Origin of the sequence: Neorhizobium sp. NCHU2750, from assembly GCF_003597675.1 — a bacterium.
GTDB lineage: Bacteria > Pseudomonadota > Alphaproteobacteria > Rhizobiales > Rhizobiaceae > Neorhizobium.
Genome location: NZ_CP030827.1, coordinates 645,124 through 662,483, shown reverse-complemented (window position 1 = coordinate 662,483; position 17,360 = coordinate 645,124). Strand labels below are relative to the sequence as shown.

22 protein-coding genes are annotated in these 17,360 nt (G+C 59.1%); 2 read left to right on the top strand and 20 right to left on the bottom strand.

Annotated features, from left to right (window positions below; translation table 11 throughout):
• Positions 1-54: 54 nt before the first annotated feature.
• Genes NCHU2750_RS03230 through NCHU2750_RS03210 form a run of 5 tightly spaced genes read right to left on the bottom strand, consistent with a single transcriptional unit; the run spans position 55 to position 6,220 of the window.
• On the bottom strand, positions 55-2,139 hold the full coding sequence (locus NCHU2750_RS03230) for a phage tail protein (protein WP_119939144.1): 2,085 nt from the start codon (positions 2,137-2,139) through the stop codon (positions 55-57).
• The gene (locus tag NCHU2750_RS03225; RefSeq protein ID WP_162939467.1) at positions 2,140-2,562 is read right to left on the bottom strand and encodes a DUF6950 family protein; all 423 of its coding nucleotides are present in this window, start codon (positions 2,560-2,562) and stop codon (positions 2,140-2,142) included.
• Positions 2,547-3,125, bottom strand: a complete 579-nt coding sequence (locus tag NCHU2750_RS03220) for a hypothetical protein (RefSeq protein WP_119939143.1) — start codon at positions 3,123-3,125, stop codon at positions 2,547-2,549. Before NCHU2750_RS03220 ends, NCHU2750_RS03225 begins: the two co-directional genes overlap by 16 nt.
• Complete coding sequence (locus tag NCHU2750_RS03215) at positions 3,126-3,848, bottom strand: hypothetical protein (protein ID WP_119939142.1); 723 nt, start codon at positions 3,846-3,848, stop codon at positions 3,126-3,128. It abuts the gene before it with no gap.
• Complete coding sequence (locus NCHU2750_RS03210) at positions 3,845-6,220, bottom strand: tape measure protein (protein ID WP_119939141.1); 2,376 nt, start codon at positions 6,218-6,220, stop codon at positions 3,845-3,847. The genes NCHU2750_RS03215 and NCHU2750_RS03210 overlap by 4 nt, the downstream gene beginning before the upstream one ends.
• A gap of 49 nt (positions 6,221-6,269) precedes the next feature.
• Between NCHU2750_RS03210 and NCHU2750_RS03205 the strand changes: the two genes are divergently transcribed.
• Positions 6,270-6,587 (top strand): hypothetical protein, encoded by a 318-nt coding sequence (locus tag NCHU2750_RS03205; protein WP_119939140.1) that lies wholly within the window; start codon positions 6,270-6,272, stop codon positions 6,585-6,587.
• 215 nt (positions 6,588-6,802) lie between these two features.
• On the opposite strand, the gene NCHU2750_RS03200 is transcribed toward NCHU2750_RS03205, so the two are convergent.
• From NCHU2750_RS03200 to NCHU2750_RS03145, 13 genes are all read right to left on the bottom strand, one after another.
• Positions 6,803-7,156 carry a gene transfer agent family protein gene (locus NCHU2750_RS03200; RefSeq protein WP_245480321.1) on the bottom strand — a complete coding sequence of 118 codons (354 nt, stop codon included), beginning with the start codon at positions 7,154-7,156 and terminating at the stop codon, positions 6,803-6,805.
• The gene (locus NCHU2750_RS03195; protein WP_119939138.1) at positions 7,156-7,599 is read right to left on the bottom strand and encodes a phage tail tube protein; all 444 of its coding nucleotides are present in this window, start codon (positions 7,597-7,599) and stop codon (positions 7,156-7,158) included. The genes NCHU2750_RS03200 and NCHU2750_RS03195 overlap by 1 nt, the downstream gene beginning before the upstream one ends.
• A 26-nt stretch (positions 7,600-7,625) precedes the next feature.
• Positions 7,626-8,090 (bottom strand): HK97-gp10 family putative phage morphogenesis protein, encoded by a 465-nt coding sequence (locus tag NCHU2750_RS03190; protein ID WP_119939137.1) that lies wholly within the window; start codon positions 8,088-8,090, stop codon positions 7,626-7,628.
• The gene (locus NCHU2750_RS30320; RefSeq protein WP_162939466.1) at positions 8,090-8,263 is read right to left on the bottom strand and encodes a hypothetical protein; all 174 of its coding nucleotides are present in this window, start codon (positions 8,261-8,263) and stop codon (positions 8,090-8,092) included. Before NCHU2750_RS30320 ends, NCHU2750_RS03190 begins: the two co-directional genes overlap by 1 nt.
• A 2-nt stretch (positions 8,264-8,265) precedes the next feature.
• A complete protein-coding gene (locus NCHU2750_RS03185; RefSeq protein WP_119939136.1) occupies positions 8,266-8,664 on the bottom strand; it encodes a DUF3168 domain-containing protein in 399 nt (132 codons plus the stop codon).
• Positions 8,661-9,008: a head-tail adaptor protein gene (locus tag NCHU2750_RS03180; RefSeq protein ID WP_119939135.1), complete on the bottom strand. Its 348-nt coding sequence runs from the start codon at positions 9,006-9,008 to the stop codon at positions 8,661-8,663. Before NCHU2750_RS03180 ends, NCHU2750_RS03185 begins: the two co-directional genes overlap by 4 nt.
• A complete protein-coding gene (locus NCHU2750_RS03175) occupies positions 9,005-9,319 on the bottom strand; it encodes a hypothetical protein (protein WP_119939134.1) in 315 nt (104 codons plus the stop codon). The genes NCHU2750_RS03180 and NCHU2750_RS03175 overlap by 4 nt, the downstream gene beginning before the upstream one ends.
• A complete protein-coding gene (locus tag NCHU2750_RS03170; RefSeq protein WP_119939133.1) occupies positions 9,319-10,221 on the bottom strand; it encodes a hypothetical protein in 903 nt (300 codons plus the stop codon). The genes NCHU2750_RS03175 and NCHU2750_RS03170 overlap by 1 nt, the downstream gene beginning before the upstream one ends.
• On the bottom strand, positions 10,218-11,516 hold the full coding sequence (locus tag NCHU2750_RS03165; RefSeq protein WP_245480320.1) for a phage portal protein: 1,299 nt from the start codon (positions 11,514-11,516) through the stop codon (positions 10,218-10,220). Before NCHU2750_RS03165 ends, NCHU2750_RS03170 begins: the two co-directional genes overlap by 4 nt.
• A 59-nt stretch (positions 11,517-11,575) precedes the next feature.
• Positions 11,576-11,866 carry a hypothetical protein gene (locus tag NCHU2750_RS03160; RefSeq protein ID WP_119942877.1) on the bottom strand — a complete coding sequence of 97 codons (291 nt, stop codon included), beginning with the start codon at positions 11,864-11,866 and terminating at the stop codon, positions 11,576-11,578.
• A gap of 66 nt (positions 11,867-11,932) precedes the next feature.
• Entirely contained in the window at positions 11,933-13,897 is a 1,965-nt protein-coding gene (locus NCHU2750_RS03155; RefSeq protein ID WP_119939131.1) for a phage major capsid protein, read from the bottom strand.
• Between the two features lie 12 nt (positions 13,898-13,909).
• Positions 13,910-15,664: a terminase large subunit gene (locus NCHU2750_RS03150; protein ID WP_119939130.1), complete on the bottom strand. Its 1,755-nt coding sequence runs from the start codon at positions 15,662-15,664 to the stop codon at positions 13,910-13,912.
• A complete protein-coding gene (locus NCHU2750_RS03145; RefSeq protein WP_119939129.1) occupies positions 15,661-16,143 on the bottom strand; it encodes a helix-turn-helix domain-containing protein in 483 nt (160 codons plus the stop codon). Before NCHU2750_RS03145 ends, NCHU2750_RS03150 begins: the two co-directional genes overlap by 4 nt.
• Positions 16,144-16,373: 230 nt before the next feature.
• Here NCHU2750_RS03145 and NCHU2750_RS03140 point away from each other — a divergent pair, with 230 nt between their 5' ends.
• Positions 16,374-16,661: a hypothetical protein gene (locus tag NCHU2750_RS03140; protein WP_119939128.1), complete on the top strand. Its 288-nt coding sequence runs from the start codon at positions 16,374-16,376 to the stop codon at positions 16,659-16,661.
• Here NCHU2750_RS03140 and NCHU2750_RS30315 read toward each other — a convergent pair whose 3' ends face one another.
• The gene (locus tag NCHU2750_RS30315) at positions 16,662-16,832 is read right to left on the bottom strand and encodes a hypothetical protein (RefSeq protein WP_162939465.1); all 171 of its coding nucleotides are present in this window, start codon (positions 16,830-16,832) and stop codon (positions 16,662-16,664) included.
• Positions 16,832-17,206, bottom strand: a complete 375-nt coding sequence (locus NCHU2750_RS03135; RefSeq protein ID WP_119939127.1) for an HNH endonuclease — start codon at positions 17,204-17,206, stop codon at positions 16,832-16,834. The genes NCHU2750_RS30315 and NCHU2750_RS03135 overlap by 1 nt, the downstream gene beginning before the upstream one ends.
• Between the last annotated feature and the right edge of the window lie 154 nt (positions 17,207-17,360).

The following is a 17,360-nucleotide window of genomic DNA, read 5'->3' as shown; positions in this document are numbered from 1 at the left end:
ATGCAAAAGCGCCCCGCGAGAACGCAGGGCAAAGGTTCAGATTTTCAGAGTTGATCAGGCGGCGATAGTGAACATGCCGACAGAGACAGCCGGCGCTGCCACGCCAGATGCATTGATGGCGACGAGCCAACCGTAATAATCGTGGCCGTCTTCGATGTTGAGGATGGTCCGCTGATCAGCCAGACCGGGACCGCCGTATTCCGTGGCCATCAAGGTCGCGTTGGCGAAGGTATCCGACAGGCCGATATAGATCCGGCAGGCGTAATAGTTACTGCTGTTCGGCGCTGTCCAGATGAAGGTTGCATCGTCGTCATCGACAGATACCGAGGCATTCGTCACCGAGTCCGGAGGCACCGGATCAGCCGTCGCGGTCAGAGGGACATAGTCCGTCCAGTCGGAACTAGTGGTACTCCCCCACGCTCGCAGCCGCGCCTTGTATTCGGCTCCATCGACAAGATAACCTGACGACACCTCGTCATCACCAGCGGTCGAGTAGACCGATTCGGCAGCGGAAGACCCATCCGTTCTGACCCACTGAAGCTGATATGTCAGCGCGTCCGAATAATGCGTCCACGTGGCCTTGATCCGCGCCGCCGTGGAGCCGCCCGAAACGACCTCGTTGATAACCGAGATGCTGACGCCGACCGGTTCCGGGACGCCGCTGCTGTCGTTGATCTCGACAATATTGCCAGGCGTCCCTTCCTCGGTCGCGGCGTCGAAATCATAAAGGCTCGCATCGACGATGATGCCCGAAAGCGAGATCGTCATTGCCTGCAGATCAATCTGCGGCGTCTCGATGATCTCGATGGTCGCCTCAATAGCCTTAGGCGGATAGTGAACCTTGATGAAACGGCGGTACGGCGCATTCTTGGCCGCTTCATAGGTCGCGACCAGCGAGATCTTGCGCGCGTTGGTGCGGATAAAGGTCAGCTTCTGCTTGCGCTGGCAGTGGTTGTGGGACTGGACGCATTCACTCTGATAGGTCTTCGTCCTCTCCGTCAGGTCGTCGGCTTCGGCATAGGGATCGCCATAGATCGCCGCGTCTTCGGTGTTGTAGGCATTGTCGGGGTTGACATACTGCCCGCGCACGGCAAGCACTGTGTTCGCATCCGCCTTGTTCTTGTTGATGTTAATCGAGATGATGTCGGACTTCACCAGCCGGATATCAGGCTCGAAGAATTCACCGGCATGCACGCCGACCAGACCATCAGCGCGCTCATAGACGACCATCTCGCCGGCATCGTCCATGATGGCACCGACATCGGTCGGACTGTTTTCGGCCCGGAACCAGAAGCCGCCGTGATACCGGTTCTCAGACCCGCCGCTGCGATTGGTCACCTGCTGGTCGCAGACGTTCGCGGCGTTGATCCATTCCGGCATATACATGTCTTCGAAAGACAGCTTGCCGCCGACCGGATTGCACAGATGCCAAAGGCGCATCAATGCGAGGTTCGACGAATATTGCCAGGTAGCCTCATTGTCGTAACGATGGCTTCCCGAACCGCCCTGCGTGCTATCCTTGCGTGGATCATAGAGCGCCCTGCCTTCGCCGACCGCCGAATGTTCCGGCATGCCGTTCGGGAAGACATCGCTATAATCCTCCGCCGGGACGCCGGTCACCACCATCATGATCGAGGCAAGCCCGTCACCACGGTGGTTATTCGTCCATAGGTCGGGGAACTTGGTGACAATGTCGCTGTACGGAACGCCGACATTCGTCCCCAGCCGCGTCTGAATCTGTACCTGGTCCTCGAAGTGATCCGGGCTGGCGATCCATCCGTCCAATCCAAGCGTTACGGGTTCATCATGCAGGTAGTGCTGCGTGAAGCCGTTGATGCGATGGCCTGCCCAGACGATAATGTGATAAGCCCACCCGTCCTTTTCTTCGAGAAAGACATAGTCCCCGCCCTTCTTCGTCTTGCCGAGGACATAGGCGAGCGACGGCACGTTCTGCTTGAGGTTATACGACCCGTCATCAGGCTTCGGTACCTCGGTCTTGTTCACCAGCCCATTGAGCAGCATCGAGCCATAGGCGAGGCCGGTATAGGCTAGGGCATAGGTGCCGAGATACAGCGCCGTGGCGGCGAGCTGTGTCGTGGCGATCGACGAGACCGCCAGCGCAATCCATTCAAGACCCATTTAGATTTTCCAAGCCGAAAGGGTTTTTGCCGTCACAGGGACGAATCCATCCCGTGTCCGTGTCAGCCAGCCATTGCCATCATGGATGACGCCGAACTGGCGGGTAATGAGCTTCGAGCTTCCAACGACACCGATATCGCCGCGCCGAGGGCAATCGACCGGCACGCCGCCGATCGACATGGCGCAGCGCTCGACCAACGCGACGGCGCCGCCGCCCGTGATCAGTGCGTCTATCTGACCCTGCCCCTGTTCATATGTTCCCCGCAGCCAGGCGGCCGGGTCAGGATGACCGAGCCAGATTGCCCACTCCGCCAACACCAGACAGCAATCAATCTCAGATCCAGGGGACCAGGGCTGGCTGGCGTTATGGGCGAGAAAGGCAGATAGGGCATCGCCGCCACAAGCCTTCACCACTTCGGCCATTTGACAGTCTTATCGCGCATGATCGGTACACGTTCACAGAAGCGATCATCGGCCGTCTGCGTCGGGTTCAGCTTTTTCGACCGGGCCCGCTGGTCGACATCAGACAGGACCACGCCGCTTGTCAGGGTCAAAAGCGTGAACCGGTTGGCAATGTCGACAGTTATGGTCGACTTGATCCCGTCGTCGCTGGCTTCGTCGGAAAAGGACAGATCGTTGATCCGGCCGGTGAATTTCACATCTGGATCACCGATCGGCTGGCCTCGATCAGTCAGGTACTGGATCTTGATGACGACCTTCGATCCGATGACCGTCTCGTTTTCGTCATCCTCCCAGGCCTTGTTGGCCATCGTCTCGTCGACGCCGATCAGCGACAGGCTGAGCGAATAGGCCTCCGAGTTCATTGCCGTCTGGATCGACTGCAAGGCACCGTCGGCAAGCTGGCAGGCCCGATAGACGTTTCCGTCAGGATCGATGAAGGGACCGCCGGAGCCGTCCCATACCCTTATCGTTCCCGCCGGCAGATAGAAATCCAGCAGGATGCGCAGTGCGCGGCCGGATGCCACTCAGACCTCCAGCCCGAGCGCGAGCCGGTTCCAGTAGTCGGTGTCTTCGATGAAATTGACCGTCGCCAGCACTGACTTGCCGACAAGTGCGTTGGCGAGATCCATCCCACTGTCCACTTCAAGGCAGCAAAGGCAAGTCGGTTCGTCAAATTCGAGATCCGCGCCAGCCGGAATGACGGCGCGAACAGGCGGCGTGATCTCCACCTCCCAGACACCGTCCTCCTCGCTCAAGATACGGCCTGTTTCATAAAGTGCGTGTTCATAGGAAAAACGCACGCCAGAGAGATCGTCATAGCCGTTGATAATGCGCATCTTCATCGTGCCAGCATTGATGTCCGTCACGCCGACTGACACGACCGATATGGCGCCCTGAACATAGGGTGTATCGTCATCGAACAGCGTGTCATCGTCGTGCGGCACCTCCGGCGAGGCTTCCCATTTTCCGCTGACATAGGGCGCGGAATGGGAGGACATTGCCGGGACGGCGATACGCCCCGGAGTGCCCTTTAGGATGGAGCGGATAGCATTCCAGCAGCGCCACTGATCCCGGTCTCGGTTGCGGAGCGGAATGTTCTCCAGCTTGATCGACCAGAAACCGGCATCCGTATTGGTCGAAACGTGCTGGCCGCCCAATGTCGTGTTGCCGCGCGAAAAGGGCACCGGGTTCACGCTTGAGGATTGCGGCCTGAGGACGCCGACCGGCCAAACAGGAATGATCGTCACTTCTGCCTCCAGTTGCGCACCTGCTTATCCTGCGCCTGCGAGACAGCGGAGGGAGCGGTGGTGTTGGCGTAGCTAACCGACTTGCTGACGATGCCAGGCGACGCCGACGAGACAGCCTCGTTGCTGCGCTTCGTGACATAGGCCTGAAACTTGTCATCCTCGACTGTCACCCGAACGTCCATCGGCGAAGGCGACGAAGAGCCGCCCGAGGCGCGCTTGATGTTGGGCAGGGACAGGCCGTTCGCCGCGCCCCCATTAGCAAGTTTGATCGCCTTGCCGGAATTGATGGCCTGCAGCAGCGCCGCATGCTTTTTGGTCGCAGCCGCGTTCACCACATATTCGCCATCGGACAGCATGGCCGGGATACTATCGCTGCGTCCCGTTCCAGGACCACTTACCTTGCCGCCGGTCGCAGCCTTGACGACGCCGCCATCCTTCAGGCCGAAGATCGAGAGCAGGCCACCGAACAGCCCACCCTTGCTGCCACCACCCCCACCAGAGAAGGCGCCGACAATGGCGCTCGCCAGTTGGTCCTCGATCTTCGAGATGATCTTGTCGAGCACGGAAAGACCGGCATCGCCGAAGGACTTCCAGAAGTCCTCGCCATTGGTCAGGCCCTGGCGGATTTCGCCGAGGAAGGATTTCACATCGTCCTTGGTCTGCTTAAGCTGCTCGTTTTTATCGGCCAGCATCTCCGACTTTGCGGAGGCGTTGGCATAGGACGCGGCCAGCTGATCGATTTTCGCCTGAAGTTCAGGCGTGATCGTCGTGCCGGCCTTTTGCGCAGCGGTCAGCAGCTCCTGGCGGGTGCGGGCATATTCGGCAGCATAGCCATAGTCGTTCAGCAGAGGATTGATCTTGGACTGAGCGTCTGTTTCGGCGTTCAGCGCGTCCGTTCGCTCCTTGATCTGCGCGACCTCGCGCTGAAGATCATCACTCTTGCCACCCCGGCCTTTACGACCGCCACCGCCAGACCCGGTCGAAACCGGCTTGTACTTCGGATCGCTGATGTCAATCGGCGTGAACTTCGCCGAAGTGCCAGGCTTGGCAGCCGTGGCCGAGGGGCTTACCCCGAGGTTCGGCGCAGCAGTCGGATATTCGATTTTTGTGTTGTTGAGCGTGTCCTGTATCGCATTGCCAGCAACCTTGTCTGCCTGGCTCTGCAATGCCGCAAGCTGCGCTTTCTTGCTGTCGAGCAGAGACCCATTGGCCCGCGCCCGCCGTTCCGGCTGCGACTGGAGATCGGTGATTTCCTTTTCGAGATCGAGACGCTTCTGGGAAATCGACGCGAGCTTTTCAGATGCGCTCACCGTCGATTCAATCGTCAGCGCACCGCCGAAGGCAGATATCTTACCGTCGCCATCGGTGTCGAATGCATTTATGACGCTCTGCCCGACATTCTGCAGGCCGGACAGTTTACCAATCCAGTTGGCAAGATTTTGCGCTGCAGCCGATCCCTGATTAAGGGCATTGATGATGCTGCCGATTTCCTGCGCCAACCCGTCCATATCAACGGAATTGATGAAGGTCGCCATATTATCGATGGCCGACCCAAAGGTGTTGGCTGCACCCGACGAATTGTTGAACTCACGAGCAGCATTGATCAGCGATGTCTGCAGATTGGTCAGTCTCTGGTCAATCGTCAGGACCGCGCCAGCAACTTTTTGCTCCAAAATCGGAGCGCCCGCCTGGAAGCCATCGAACAATGCCTTGGATGACAGTTTGCCGGCAAGCATGATCTGGCGCAGTTTCGCGACCGACCCCTCTGCCTGCTTGATGCCTGCCGCTGCGGCCTGAAGGATGGTCGGAGCACCTTCGACGATGGAATTGAATTCCTCCGCGTGAACAGTTCCACTGCCGAGCGCCTGGCTAAGCTGCAGCAATGCACCGGATGCTTCTTCGGCAGAAGATCCACCGACACGAAGCGCAAGGGCGATGTTATTGGTGAACCCGACGATCTGGTCTGAGGATATACCAAGCTCGCCCTGAACGAGAGACAATCTCCCGTAGAGCCCAACCAAAGTCTCGATTGGCGCAGCGTTCTTCGTCGCGTCCGCGAAAAGCTTCTGATAAACCTTCTCCAGATCTTCGCCCGAAAGGCCCGCCACCTTGAGCGCATTGTCGATGCGGGTCGCGCTATCCGTCAGGGTTTTCAGCCCCTGGGCGCCGCCGATTAGCGCAAACCCCTTTCCCAAGCCCACAGCCGCCGACGAGATGCCGGAATTGATAGCCTTGCTCATCCGGGAGAAGCGCGTCTCGATCTGGCGAGCGCGCTGGTTGGAAATCCCCTGCGCACGCGAAAGCGCCCTGTCAAATTTGGTAATATCAGCCGACAGCTGTACAACCAGACGCTCAAGGTCAGTTGCGGCCATTATTGGCTTCCTGATAAAAAGTGACCATCATGATGGAGCGAGGATAGGCGTGGCAAAGAAAGCGGGCGCAAAGCCAGGGTTTGGCCGGGTGGCGCTGGCTATTGTTGGGATTTTTGGCGGGATGGCTCTTGTGAGCAAAATTCCGCCGAGTAGCGAAACAGCCGCGACCCGTCAGCCAGTAACGGAGACTTACAGACTGATTCACGCCATAGGCAATACAGAGCAGGAAACAGCGCGGGGCCTATCAAAAGCAGACTGCGACATTCGGAAAAAAGAACTTATCGCTGTCTCTGAAGCTCTTGGTGTGCACAACGAGAAGGCTGGATATGGCTCCGTGACTTGTTTACCGGAGTCATACTTTCAATAATCAACCGCCGCCCTTTTCCTGCATCCACTTCCACAGGTCATCCGCTTCAGCCGAGGACATCTTTCCGTCATCTGCGGTGTTGGCCCTCACGTATCCGTCAAGGGCAGCCATAAACTGCCACATGGACATTGCATTTACGTCTTGTGGTGTGAATCCCATCGCAGCGCCAACGCCATAAATCGAAGCAAACCGGATCTTGCTATTCGGCAGATCATCTACTGGGCTTCGGGAGTCGGCGCTTCCAGCTCCCCCACTGGCTCGTCCTCCGCGCCGAGAAGACCGGCCGAAAGAATGGCGACAGCATAGGGGTGGCTTTCCAGCGGCGGCCGGTCCTCGACATAGGTACGAACCTTGTGCAGCGCGTCTACTGGCGACATTCCGCCGCCAATCAGACCGAGGCGGATGACACTCGAAATGTCCTCGATCCGCCATTGCTGCGAATGCAGGCGGTGCAGCACCACATATGGCCCCGCATCAGTCTTTTCCTGCAGCTCGGCAAGTTCACCCCACCCCAGGCGGAACGAAAATGTACCGTCCGCCCAATCAAGTTCAATCCTGGCGTTGCGCATCAGGCGAACGTATCCGTACGCACCATCTCGCCGTCAGACTGCATGGAGACGGTGATCTGCACACGTCCGCCAACCTCCGCACCAATCTCGAGAGACTCTATGTGCATCCGAGTTGTCCACGTGACAGTGCCAGTCGAAAACTCGATCTCGATCTTGACGGGGACCGACTCGGTGCTTTCGTAGGCATCAAGCCAAGTTGGCACGGCCGACGCAGCAAGCACACCTTCGCCGGAAATGGACGCCGTGATATTTTCGACATCGCGCCCCAAGACAATAGGAGCATCAGGATCGTCGCAGTCTGGAATACTGACCTCAGAAAGCGACTTTCCCAGAGTGAGAGTTTTCGACGTCAGCCCACAAGGGGCGGAGTAGACAATTGGATCAGCAGTATTCCCCAGGAGAATACTGTATCTCCCAAAGCGGGCAGTGACTGGAGTTGCCATGATTTTCTCCTATGACAAGGTGATGGTCAGCCGCCGCTGGCGACTTCCTTCGCCGCCTTGGTTATGGCGCGCGAAATACGGGATTTGGTGGATTTCCGCCGAGCCCTGAAGCTCACGTAGAAGAAGGGACGCGCAGGCTGCGCCGGTATTGTCGCCCCCTTGAACTTGCCGCCGGCAATGTGTTCCTTGGTGCCGAATTCGATCCAGCGCGCATAATAGGCTTCGTCGTTGCCTGCATAGATGGTGATGGTCAGGTCACCGCCGATCATCTGGACCGAAGCGAGCGACATGGCACCGCGTGGCGCCCGCCCCCAGGTCCAGCCGATACTGTCTCGCAAAGACCCGGTATCTGTCGGGACAAGAGATTTCGCCAAAGCGACGATCTCGCCCGCTGCCTGTTCCATCGCCTCCCGTATCCGCGCCATGGCGACAGACGGCAGGCGATCGAGCTTTTTCTGCAGCCGCTCCAGATTGCGTATGGACGAAGGCATCAGGCCTGTTCGGTGCTCGGCGCATCCTTGTCGATCTCTTCCGCAGCACCGGCAGCGACGGCAGCATCGGCGCATTCGCGCCTGACCGTTCCGGTCCAGCCAGCCTTGTAGCCGATCGTCGTGTGATGCACGGGCTTGTAGTCGAAGTCTTTTTTGAACGTGACGCGAGCCATGGCTATTCCTCTATCAAAGCGGTGATTTGAACGACCCCGTGCATGGTGATGCCATCCGGGTCGTCGATGATGCGGGCGAGGCTGACGACGATCTGGACAAGCGCCCCGCTGGCAAGCTCGCCTTCCGCGTCATGCAAAGCACCCTTGACCGCATCGACAAGCGCGCGGCAGGGCCACTTCTTGCCAGCCTCCTGCGTCCAGCAATCGATCTGAAGAGTTTCCTGACGGGCCTTTATGCAATCGGCATCATCCGGCTGGAAATCGGAAAGGCCGAGGGTGATGTTCGGGAAGGCGAGATCGGCATTCCCATCGACGATCCTGTCCCCGACGATGGCCGTAACCTCCCCGCTATTGCGCAGAAGCGAGAGGGCGAGATCCTGAAGCGCGACGGATACACTCATGTGGCAACGCCGCTTTCCATGGTGAATTCCAGAAACCGCCGGTCGTCCGTCGGGACCGGGCCGGACTGGATGTTATAAATCGTGCCGCTCTCATCACGCATACGCCAGGAGGCATCAATTGCGCGGGAGGCCGCGGCATCGCGAAGAGTGACAACAACCGGCTGCCGGCCTTCAAGCCGCGCTGCCTGCACGGTTTCGCCACCCCTGAGATAACGGATATTCGCCCATAATCTCGTCGCAGCCTCGTCGGGCGCAAAGCCCAGAAGCTGGCCACCATGCCCATCATCACCTGACAATGGCGCATCAAAGGCAACGCGACGGTTGAGTTTCGCTGCGTTGATCATGCAAGCGCCGGATCTCGAAGACGGTAAAGAAGCCCGACAATCGGGTTGGATGCGGTTCCACTTGCCAGATCTGAGAGCATCTTCGCCGTGTCTGTCTCATCAAACAAAGACTGCACGATCATGATGATCGCGGCAGAGACGCGACCAGGTACATTTCCCGAGGTCCACCCCTGATCTCGGCTCTTCAGGAAGTCATACATGATGTCTTCCGCCTGCCCGATCTTGAGCTCAACATCGGAAATGCGGGCATCGTTCTCCGCAAGATCGAGCCGGAGCGCGAGGTTGACCTGATCGACGCTGACAAGGGCCATCACACGCCCTCCGCCGGAACGCCAACGCGCACCGACTGCACGGCCCTGGCTTCCTTCACTTCCCCATCCTTGCCGTCACGACCCTTCTTTGCGCAGAGCGTCCATGATTTCGAACCATCGCCCGGCTTTTCCGAAGTCGGCTGATCGCAATGCCAGAGCGAGCCGCCCCATGTGACTGTGTCGCCCCGCACATAGTCGTGGCCGTCCTTGAATACGCCGCGATACAACATCACGTCGAAACCAAGCTCGACTTTGTAGGAAAGGTCACCGCGATCGAAAGATAGAAGAACCGTGCGACCATCATCCATGACCGCAGCCTCGAAGTCTTCGAGGTTGAAACCGTCCTTGCCGGGCTTCCCCGGCTCGCCGTCCTTGCCAACGAAAACGCCGAGGTCGCGCGTGGTTCCGTCGCTCATCACCGCGATCAGGTGACCGCCTTCGGCTCGAAGCATTTCCCTAACATCGAGACCATCCTTACCGTCTTTAGGCTTCGGGAAAGCTGCAAAGCGCCGCTCAACCTCGGTCGCGATCATCGGCGCCAAATCATCCGCTGTCACGCTAGCGCCGTCCTTGCCGTCTTTCGGTTTCGGGATCTCGGAAAAATAACGCCGCACGCTCTCTTCAACAATGGTGCGTATCCGACCTTCGGACGCAGAGTCCGCAATTGCCACTTCGATCATCTTGCCGACATCAGGCAATTCCGGTGCGTGCGGCATAACGATCGCCCCGACCGCAGTCTTCAGCTCAACAAGGTCGGCCGATAGATCGACCGGTGGAGGAAGCGCTTCGACACGCTTCTCCAGCGCATCCAGTCTTGTCAGCAGCGTCGCCATTTCCTTGGCGATATAGCCCTTGACGACGCCCACGATTTCAGCGCCGAAAGCCTTGCCGTCAAAGCTCATAGAGAAAACCCCTTATGGATCTCAACAAGCGCTTTCGCCGCCTGCAGTTCATCGGCATTGTCGTTTGCGGGCTCGTCTGCCGCAGGAGTGGACGGCTGAGCGGTTCCAAACGGATCAGCCTGAGCGTCGCGCTTTGCCAGCGCCTCAAGACTGTAGTTCTGCTGCTGCAGCATCGGGCTATCGCCGCCCGCCTTCGGTGGAAGGCCAAGCTTGAGACGCTGCTCGTTGGGCGCCATGATGCCCTTCGACTTGTCGAGAACATCCATCTGCGTGACGCTGTCCATACGCAGAAGATTGTCCGTGTCGAATTCGGTCCCGACGCTCTCGCCCATGCCGAGACCTTCATCGAGGCAGACCTCGATATCCTCGATCAGGCGCTGCAGGCACTGGGTGTAATATTCGATGTTCAGCGCCTGGACATTGTTGTTCGTCGGCATCGTGCCGACGCCCGCCTTGTAGGGCGGAACATGATAGGTGGAGCAAACCACCTCCGCCGACCACTTCAGCTGCTCGATCAGCTGCGCGTCGACGGCCTTCGCCTTCATAGGTTCGTATGTGAGGCCGTCACCCAACACCGCGACTTTGCCGGCATTCTTGCCGGAAAAGTTTGCCTGCCAGTGCTCTTTCAACCGCGCCGCCGTATCGTCACCGATGGCACCGGGCGCCGTCAGCACGCCACCGGGCTGCGCTCCATTCTGAAAGAACAGCGTGCTGTCGTTCTGAATTGCCAGACCCTGCATTGCGGCCAGGCCGCCGGCAAAGATCGGCGACAAGCCAACAAGCGGATGGAAAAAGCAGTTGAACCGGTCGTGGATGATCTCGCGCGCCGGCACGATGACGGATTCCGTCACGCCGGTCAGATTGTCGGCATTCAGCTGGTAGAAGACATCGCCGCTGTCAGACACGAGCGGCGTAACCAACTGCGGATCGAGCACGAACAGCTTGACGACGACGCCGCGCCCGTCGCGCTGCTTCAGGATATAGGCGTTTCCGCGCTGCAGTTTAGACAGGACCCAACTTTCCATGAACTGGATGCGGGTCTGGAAATGGTTCGGCTTGCGCAGTACCGGCGAATAAGCCGCATTCGTCGTTTCGAGCCAGATGCCATTCCTGTCCTTGGCAACCAGCTTGATCCGCAGCTTGGCGATGTCGGAGGCAATCAGGGTGCGGCAGGCAAAATCGGCATGGTTCGAAAGCACACTGTCATAGCGGACTTCGACGTTGCGTTGCCATGCGCCAGCATAGGATTCGAGAATGCTCCACCATCCACCCCGACCGCGCGCGACGGGGGACATGGCCTTTTGCTCCGCGACAGCAACCGTGGATGATGCCAGCGGGACCTGTGGAACGCGCATTATTCAGCGCCCTTCATGTCTGTGATCTTCGCCTGGAGTGCTTCCGCATCCCACCCCGAGAATGCGCGCTTGCCGGCCAGCGCCTGGTATTCAGCCCGCAAAGCCGTCAAAGCTTCATCCGGCTCAGGCGCAGTGCTGCCGCCCTTGCGACCATCTCCATCATGGTCGAGCGGATCTGCAGTCGGTGTGGCATTCTTTAAGGGTTCGGCATATCCGAGGCGGGCGAGTGCGATCGCATACCGACCGTCTTTCGATCGCAGTGCGCGGGTCATATAGGTGCTGGATTTCATCGACATCACTCCCTGCAATCGAGTACCCGGCCGCAGTAGCGTGCGGCCGGGCATTGCTTGAGCCGGTTATTCGGCGGCGACAGGATCACCCCAGGTGATGTTGTCCATCCAGGCCACGGCGCTGGAACGGCGGCGCGCCCAGTTCAGCGTCCGCTCCGCACGGAAGCCGACAGAGTTCGTTTGCCACAGCGAGACGAGTTCGGTATCGACGGGCGTCGCCGCACCGGCATCCTGCGTCGGGGCATCCGACATTTCGAGCGATGCTTCTGTGGACATGGAGATGTCGATGCCGCCTTCGTCGGCGAACCAGATATCCTCGGCATTGACCAGCGCGACATAGTCGCTCAGGTAATTGGAGACGATCACCGGAAGCTCGAAGAACGTTCCGCCCTGCATGGTGATGCCGGGGAATTCCCGCTGGCCGAGCGGATTGAGCATCATCATGAGACGCAGAGCATAGGTGGCACTCATGACCCAGACGCCGGACTGGAGCGGATTGTTCGCAGCAACGAATGCACCAATCAGGGCCTGGACATCCTCGCGCACGCCATCAGCGCCAGTCGCGCTGCTGTTTGCCGTGGCGGTGACGCCGTTCAGGATCGAGCCCGGACGAACGCCGGTGCTTGCGGCGGAGGTCGGATCGATGAAGGAGATATCCGAGCGCTTGGCGATGGCCTTGGCCAGAGAATTTCGGATCAGCACATCGGACGATGGCGAGCTGTCGCGGATCAGCTCCATCGTCTGCACGGCGATGGTGGCGATCTTGAGCGGCGTCAATTCGGTACGGCCGGCGCCCATCTTGGTGATCGGCTTGCCCTTGCCTTCCCCGACCCATTGCGCGTCGCTTTCACTCGTTTCCGAGATCAGCGGCACGCGGAACGGCACCTGCGTCAGCGTCGGGATGTTGCCGGTCCCGAAACGGCCGAGCACGGTCATGGGGCGAAGGAACTCGACAAAATCGGCGAAACCGCCTTCGTTACCGATCAGAGCATCGGTGTTCGCCGATGTCATGGCCGAGACAGCAGCCTTGACGATATCGACGAGATCCGGGTCGCTCTTGCCGTAAAGCATTTCCGCGACGCGATCGAGAGGCTGATGCGTCTTGTGGGAGATGCCGAGGCACTTGGCATAACGGGCGAAGCGAATGCCCTTGCCGGGTTCGGACTTCAACGCGACGTTGCCGGTGCGAACCGCCGTCCCGGCGGCAGCGTTGGCGATGGCAGCCGGCACGACTGGGGCAGCCTTGACGGCCTGGGCCTTTTCGAGCGCGCGAAGGCGCTTCAGGTCGCCGTCGATCGCATCGACTTCGCCTTCGAGCGTATCGAATTCTTCCTGTTCGGCAGCATCGGTCGAGCGGCCTTCGTTGATGGACTTCTGCATGACTTCCGCCATGCGGGCGGCCTTTGCCTGTCGGGAGGCCTCAAGAGCAGCAATCTGCTCGGCGATGGTTTTCATGTCAGTGCCCTCCTTCGGGCGCAAATTGACGGGTTTGATGGATTTTCCCGAAGCGCCGGGACGGACAGGTCGATCATTTGCGCCCGGCTCTTTGCCTGTCGCGGCGAGCAAGGGACGGTCGATCGACTTGATGGTGGAGATCACCGCGTCGGCATTGGCCGGGACGGTGACGAGAGAAAGCTCAAGAACCTCGGACTTGGTGAAGCGAATGCCGCCGTCATCCATCCAGGCATATTCGAGGGCGCGAAAGCCGATCGAAACGGCACGAACAAGGCCAGCCTTCAATTCGCCCCACGCCGTCTCGATGCGATCGCGCAACGGCCCTGCCTCCTCGATCGTCGGCAACCTAGCCTCGAAGGTGATACCTTCTGCCGTGGGTTTGTCGAAGGTGACCGACCCGACAGGCTTGTCGTGATCGTGCTGATGCAGCAGTGGCATCGGGTTCTTGAACTGGACACCGAGGGGTTCGACGATGTCTCCCACACGATCCGGATTGGGTGTGGTGGCCACGCCACGGATAATGCGGCTCTCCTCCTCGACGGCCTTGACCGTCAGGACCGAATACATCCTATTCATTGAAGGCTCCTGTTAGCCGAAGACCAGCATCTGGTAGGCTTTTTCCGCCTGGTGAGGCGTTGGGTTGCGCGCCATCAATGTGGCGGCGTTGAACATCGCCATGGCCGGGTCGATCTTCGCGTCGCCGGCCGTTTGCTTGGTTGCGCGGATGGCGGTGGCAGTCGGCTCGATCTTGAGGTTCGACACACAGAACTCCATCAAGCCGCCACCGGAATGGCGAAACAAACCGCTTTTCAGGCGGCGCTCGACGGTCTTGATGGCATTCATCATGCCAATCCCCTGAGGGGCGCCGACAAGCAGGCCATTGTCTATGGTCACATCTATATCGGCAAGAATATCCATCAGGTCGCCGAGGCCGGCAGGGTCGACGGAAACGCCGCCGAGCTTTCCGGCACGCTTCACATAATCGACGCGCTCGACGATCTCACCCATATCCGTCAGACCATCGCTGACAATCGTGAGGCTCTTTTCTGCCTTCAGATCGAGGAGCTTCGGTGCGATCTTCTTGCGGATACGCAAGACATCCTCATCACACCATGCATGCGACCATGACAACCAGCGCGACATGGATACGCGCCGCTTCACGCCATCCACCTCGATCTCTATTTCGATTTCACCCGGCTCGCGGCCGAGAGCCGAAAAGCCGAAGAGGTCGTCCAGCCCGCCTCCATCGATACCGACCACGACACACTCGGATCGACGAACTACCTCGCGGAACGCGTCGAGATGCGGAAGCGCCGCGAGCGCCTTGTCGGTCCCTGAGGTCCAGAGAGGAGCGCCTGCCCACCGGTTCGCGCGGTTGCGCATGCCGATCTGGACATTAAGGTGCTTCGCGAGGAACGACTGGATCGTGTCGCCATCCTCGTCGTCACCAGTTTGAACCTTAGCGAGTTTTCGCTCCAGCCAATCCTGGCGGACAGAACGCCCCATATTCGGGTTGGTGATGTAGAAATTCGACGGATCGAGATAGCTCTTGTCCTCGACCATTCGCTCCGGGAACTCATACAGAACCGCGAGGCTGCGCGGATCGTCGATCTTGCCGTCGCGCACGTCGCGGAAATAATTCAGCTTCTCGCGGAACACGCCTTCCGGCGGTTCGTCGGATTGGGTAGTGATATAGATTACGAAACCTTCCGGCCTCGAAATCAAGCCGCCCGTCGCTTCCTGCAGCATCGAGGCGGCCCCGGCGCGCTTGCCGAACTGCCACAACTCCTCGATCAGGACGAAGGCGGCTTTCTTGCCGGCCGCAGAATTCGAATCCGCCGACACGACCTTGAGAACCGCTTTGGTGCGACGATGGGTGATCGTCTTCAGGTTCCGGTTAACGTCGAGAAGATCCTTAAGTTCTGGATCGGCCTCGACCATGTCGGCAGCCGGATTGAAAGAGTTGCCCGCAACTTCCTGCGTTGGCGCCAAGATCAGGAGTTCCTGAGAATGTCGCCAGTTGCGGATCAGCGCCGTCAGCATGATGCCAGCGGCCATGGTGCTCTTGATGTTCTTCTTCGAAATCAGGAGGAAGAACTCTTCGATCAGGCGGTGTCCCGTTTCGGCGTCGTAGGCGCCGAACACGGCACGGACGAAATCGAAGACGTATTCGCCGCAGGCCTCTCCGAATGTGGGCTGCCCTGCGACATCGACGATCCGGAGCGACTTGAAGACCTCAAGCGCCGCGTCCGCCTCGGTCTGGAACAGCGGCGCCATGGGGATCAGCGATCGCCCCTCGACGATACGGTCCTCCCAATCCGGACATGCGGTCGACCACTTCATGTGCGGTTATCGACGATCAGCTTCGGACCGGAGGGCGGAGCGAACTTGCCGGACACGTTCTGCGCGGCGAGCTGCTTCTCTTCCTTCTTGCCAAGCTTTTTCGCCTTCTCCGGTTTGGCCTTCTCACGTTCTTTGATCCGCGCCTCGGCGCTTTCGGCGCGAACCTTATCGAGCGTGTTGAGTGCTGCATTGAGGGCGGAGGCGTTTCCGGCAATGCCTTGCTTGATCTGGGATACACGAAGCTTTGTGGTCAGCCTGGTCATCATCAGGTCGCGCTGCTTGATCAAATGCAAATAATGTTTGCGAAAAGTCGGGACAGAGATGCCCAACGTTTTCGCCACCTCGTTATTGGTCGCACCGCCAGCCAGTAACACCATGACGAATATGATGTTTTCCTCCGATGGCACATGCTCCGGCCTCCCAAGCTTGGGATCGTCGTGGGACAGGGGATTGCCGAAGAGGTCAAAATCCTGAGGCATCAGAAAAAAAATCTGTCCGTGAGAGGGGCGCGGGTCTAGGCGCGAGAGGCATTTTGAAGTTTTGACCGCCCCCCCGGCCCACGAAATCGGCCTTGTGTGGTTATCGGTCGCTTACGGGGTTGTTGCCGCCTTGTGAGCTATCGCACCGGGTAGGCGCGCGCCGCTTATGCCACCTCGACATCGGTTCCATGCTCTGCTCTCATGGGTTGCTCAAACATCAGGAGGGCTGCATGGACAATCGAGAACTAACCACTCGCATCTTCGACTTGGAGGCGCAGATCAATGGGTTGATGATCTACATTGCTGCAAAGGAGGCAGGCATCACGCTCGACTTAAATGATCCCAAGACCAAAGAGTTTATCAAAGCGAACGTCGCTCGGGACTTCGACGCTCGCGCTAAGCTGCTTCCGCCTAGCGACAAGCCAGGCGCCTTAGCGGGCGATGGCTATTGGGATGGTTTGGCAGCTGCTCGCATCCCAACCTTGGTTGCCAAGCTACAAGCCGCTTACGGCAAGTAGTCAGAACCGCGGCCACTGAACGGTGGGGAGCTTCCCACCGTTCAACAATTCGTCGGCAAGTTCATTCGCAAGCTTCTCGCCATAGAGAACGACGATCGCCGCGAAGATCTTATCCGCCGGCATAGACATCAGCTCGCCGAACTGCTCAGGCTTGGGTGCACTCTTCATCATCACCACACGGGCCGAGCCCGCTCCTCTTTCTGCTTCTCGCTGTCGTGGAACGCTTTGCTCACGCAATGCAGGTTGCTCTCATCCCAGAACAGATCGGGATTGCCACGATGCGGACGCTTGTGGTCGACAACCGGGCTGTTGTCTGCCGGGTGCTTGCCGATGCAGAGGACGCCGGTTCGCTGACAGGTGTAGTTATCCCTGATCAGGATCTGATGCCGAAGCTTCTGCCACCGTGCCGTCTTGTACCAACCCCGATGTTCGAGGTTGGCATCACGCTCGCGGTGTCGCGCCTGCTCATCACCAGCCATACGGCCAAGGCGAGGAGGAAGGGTCGAGAGCTTGGGCTTGAGAGTGGTGAGGCGAGAACGTGCCATAACCTATATACACAAAAGGCGACCTCTCGGTCGCCTCAGCAATCATCCAGACATAGCGGCAGCTTCTGCCCTGAATCGGTGCCTCATCATTCGAAGGCAGTCAGGGCAAGGTCCCGGCGTGAGATCAAATCCACTAAGAACGGGGTCGTCATGG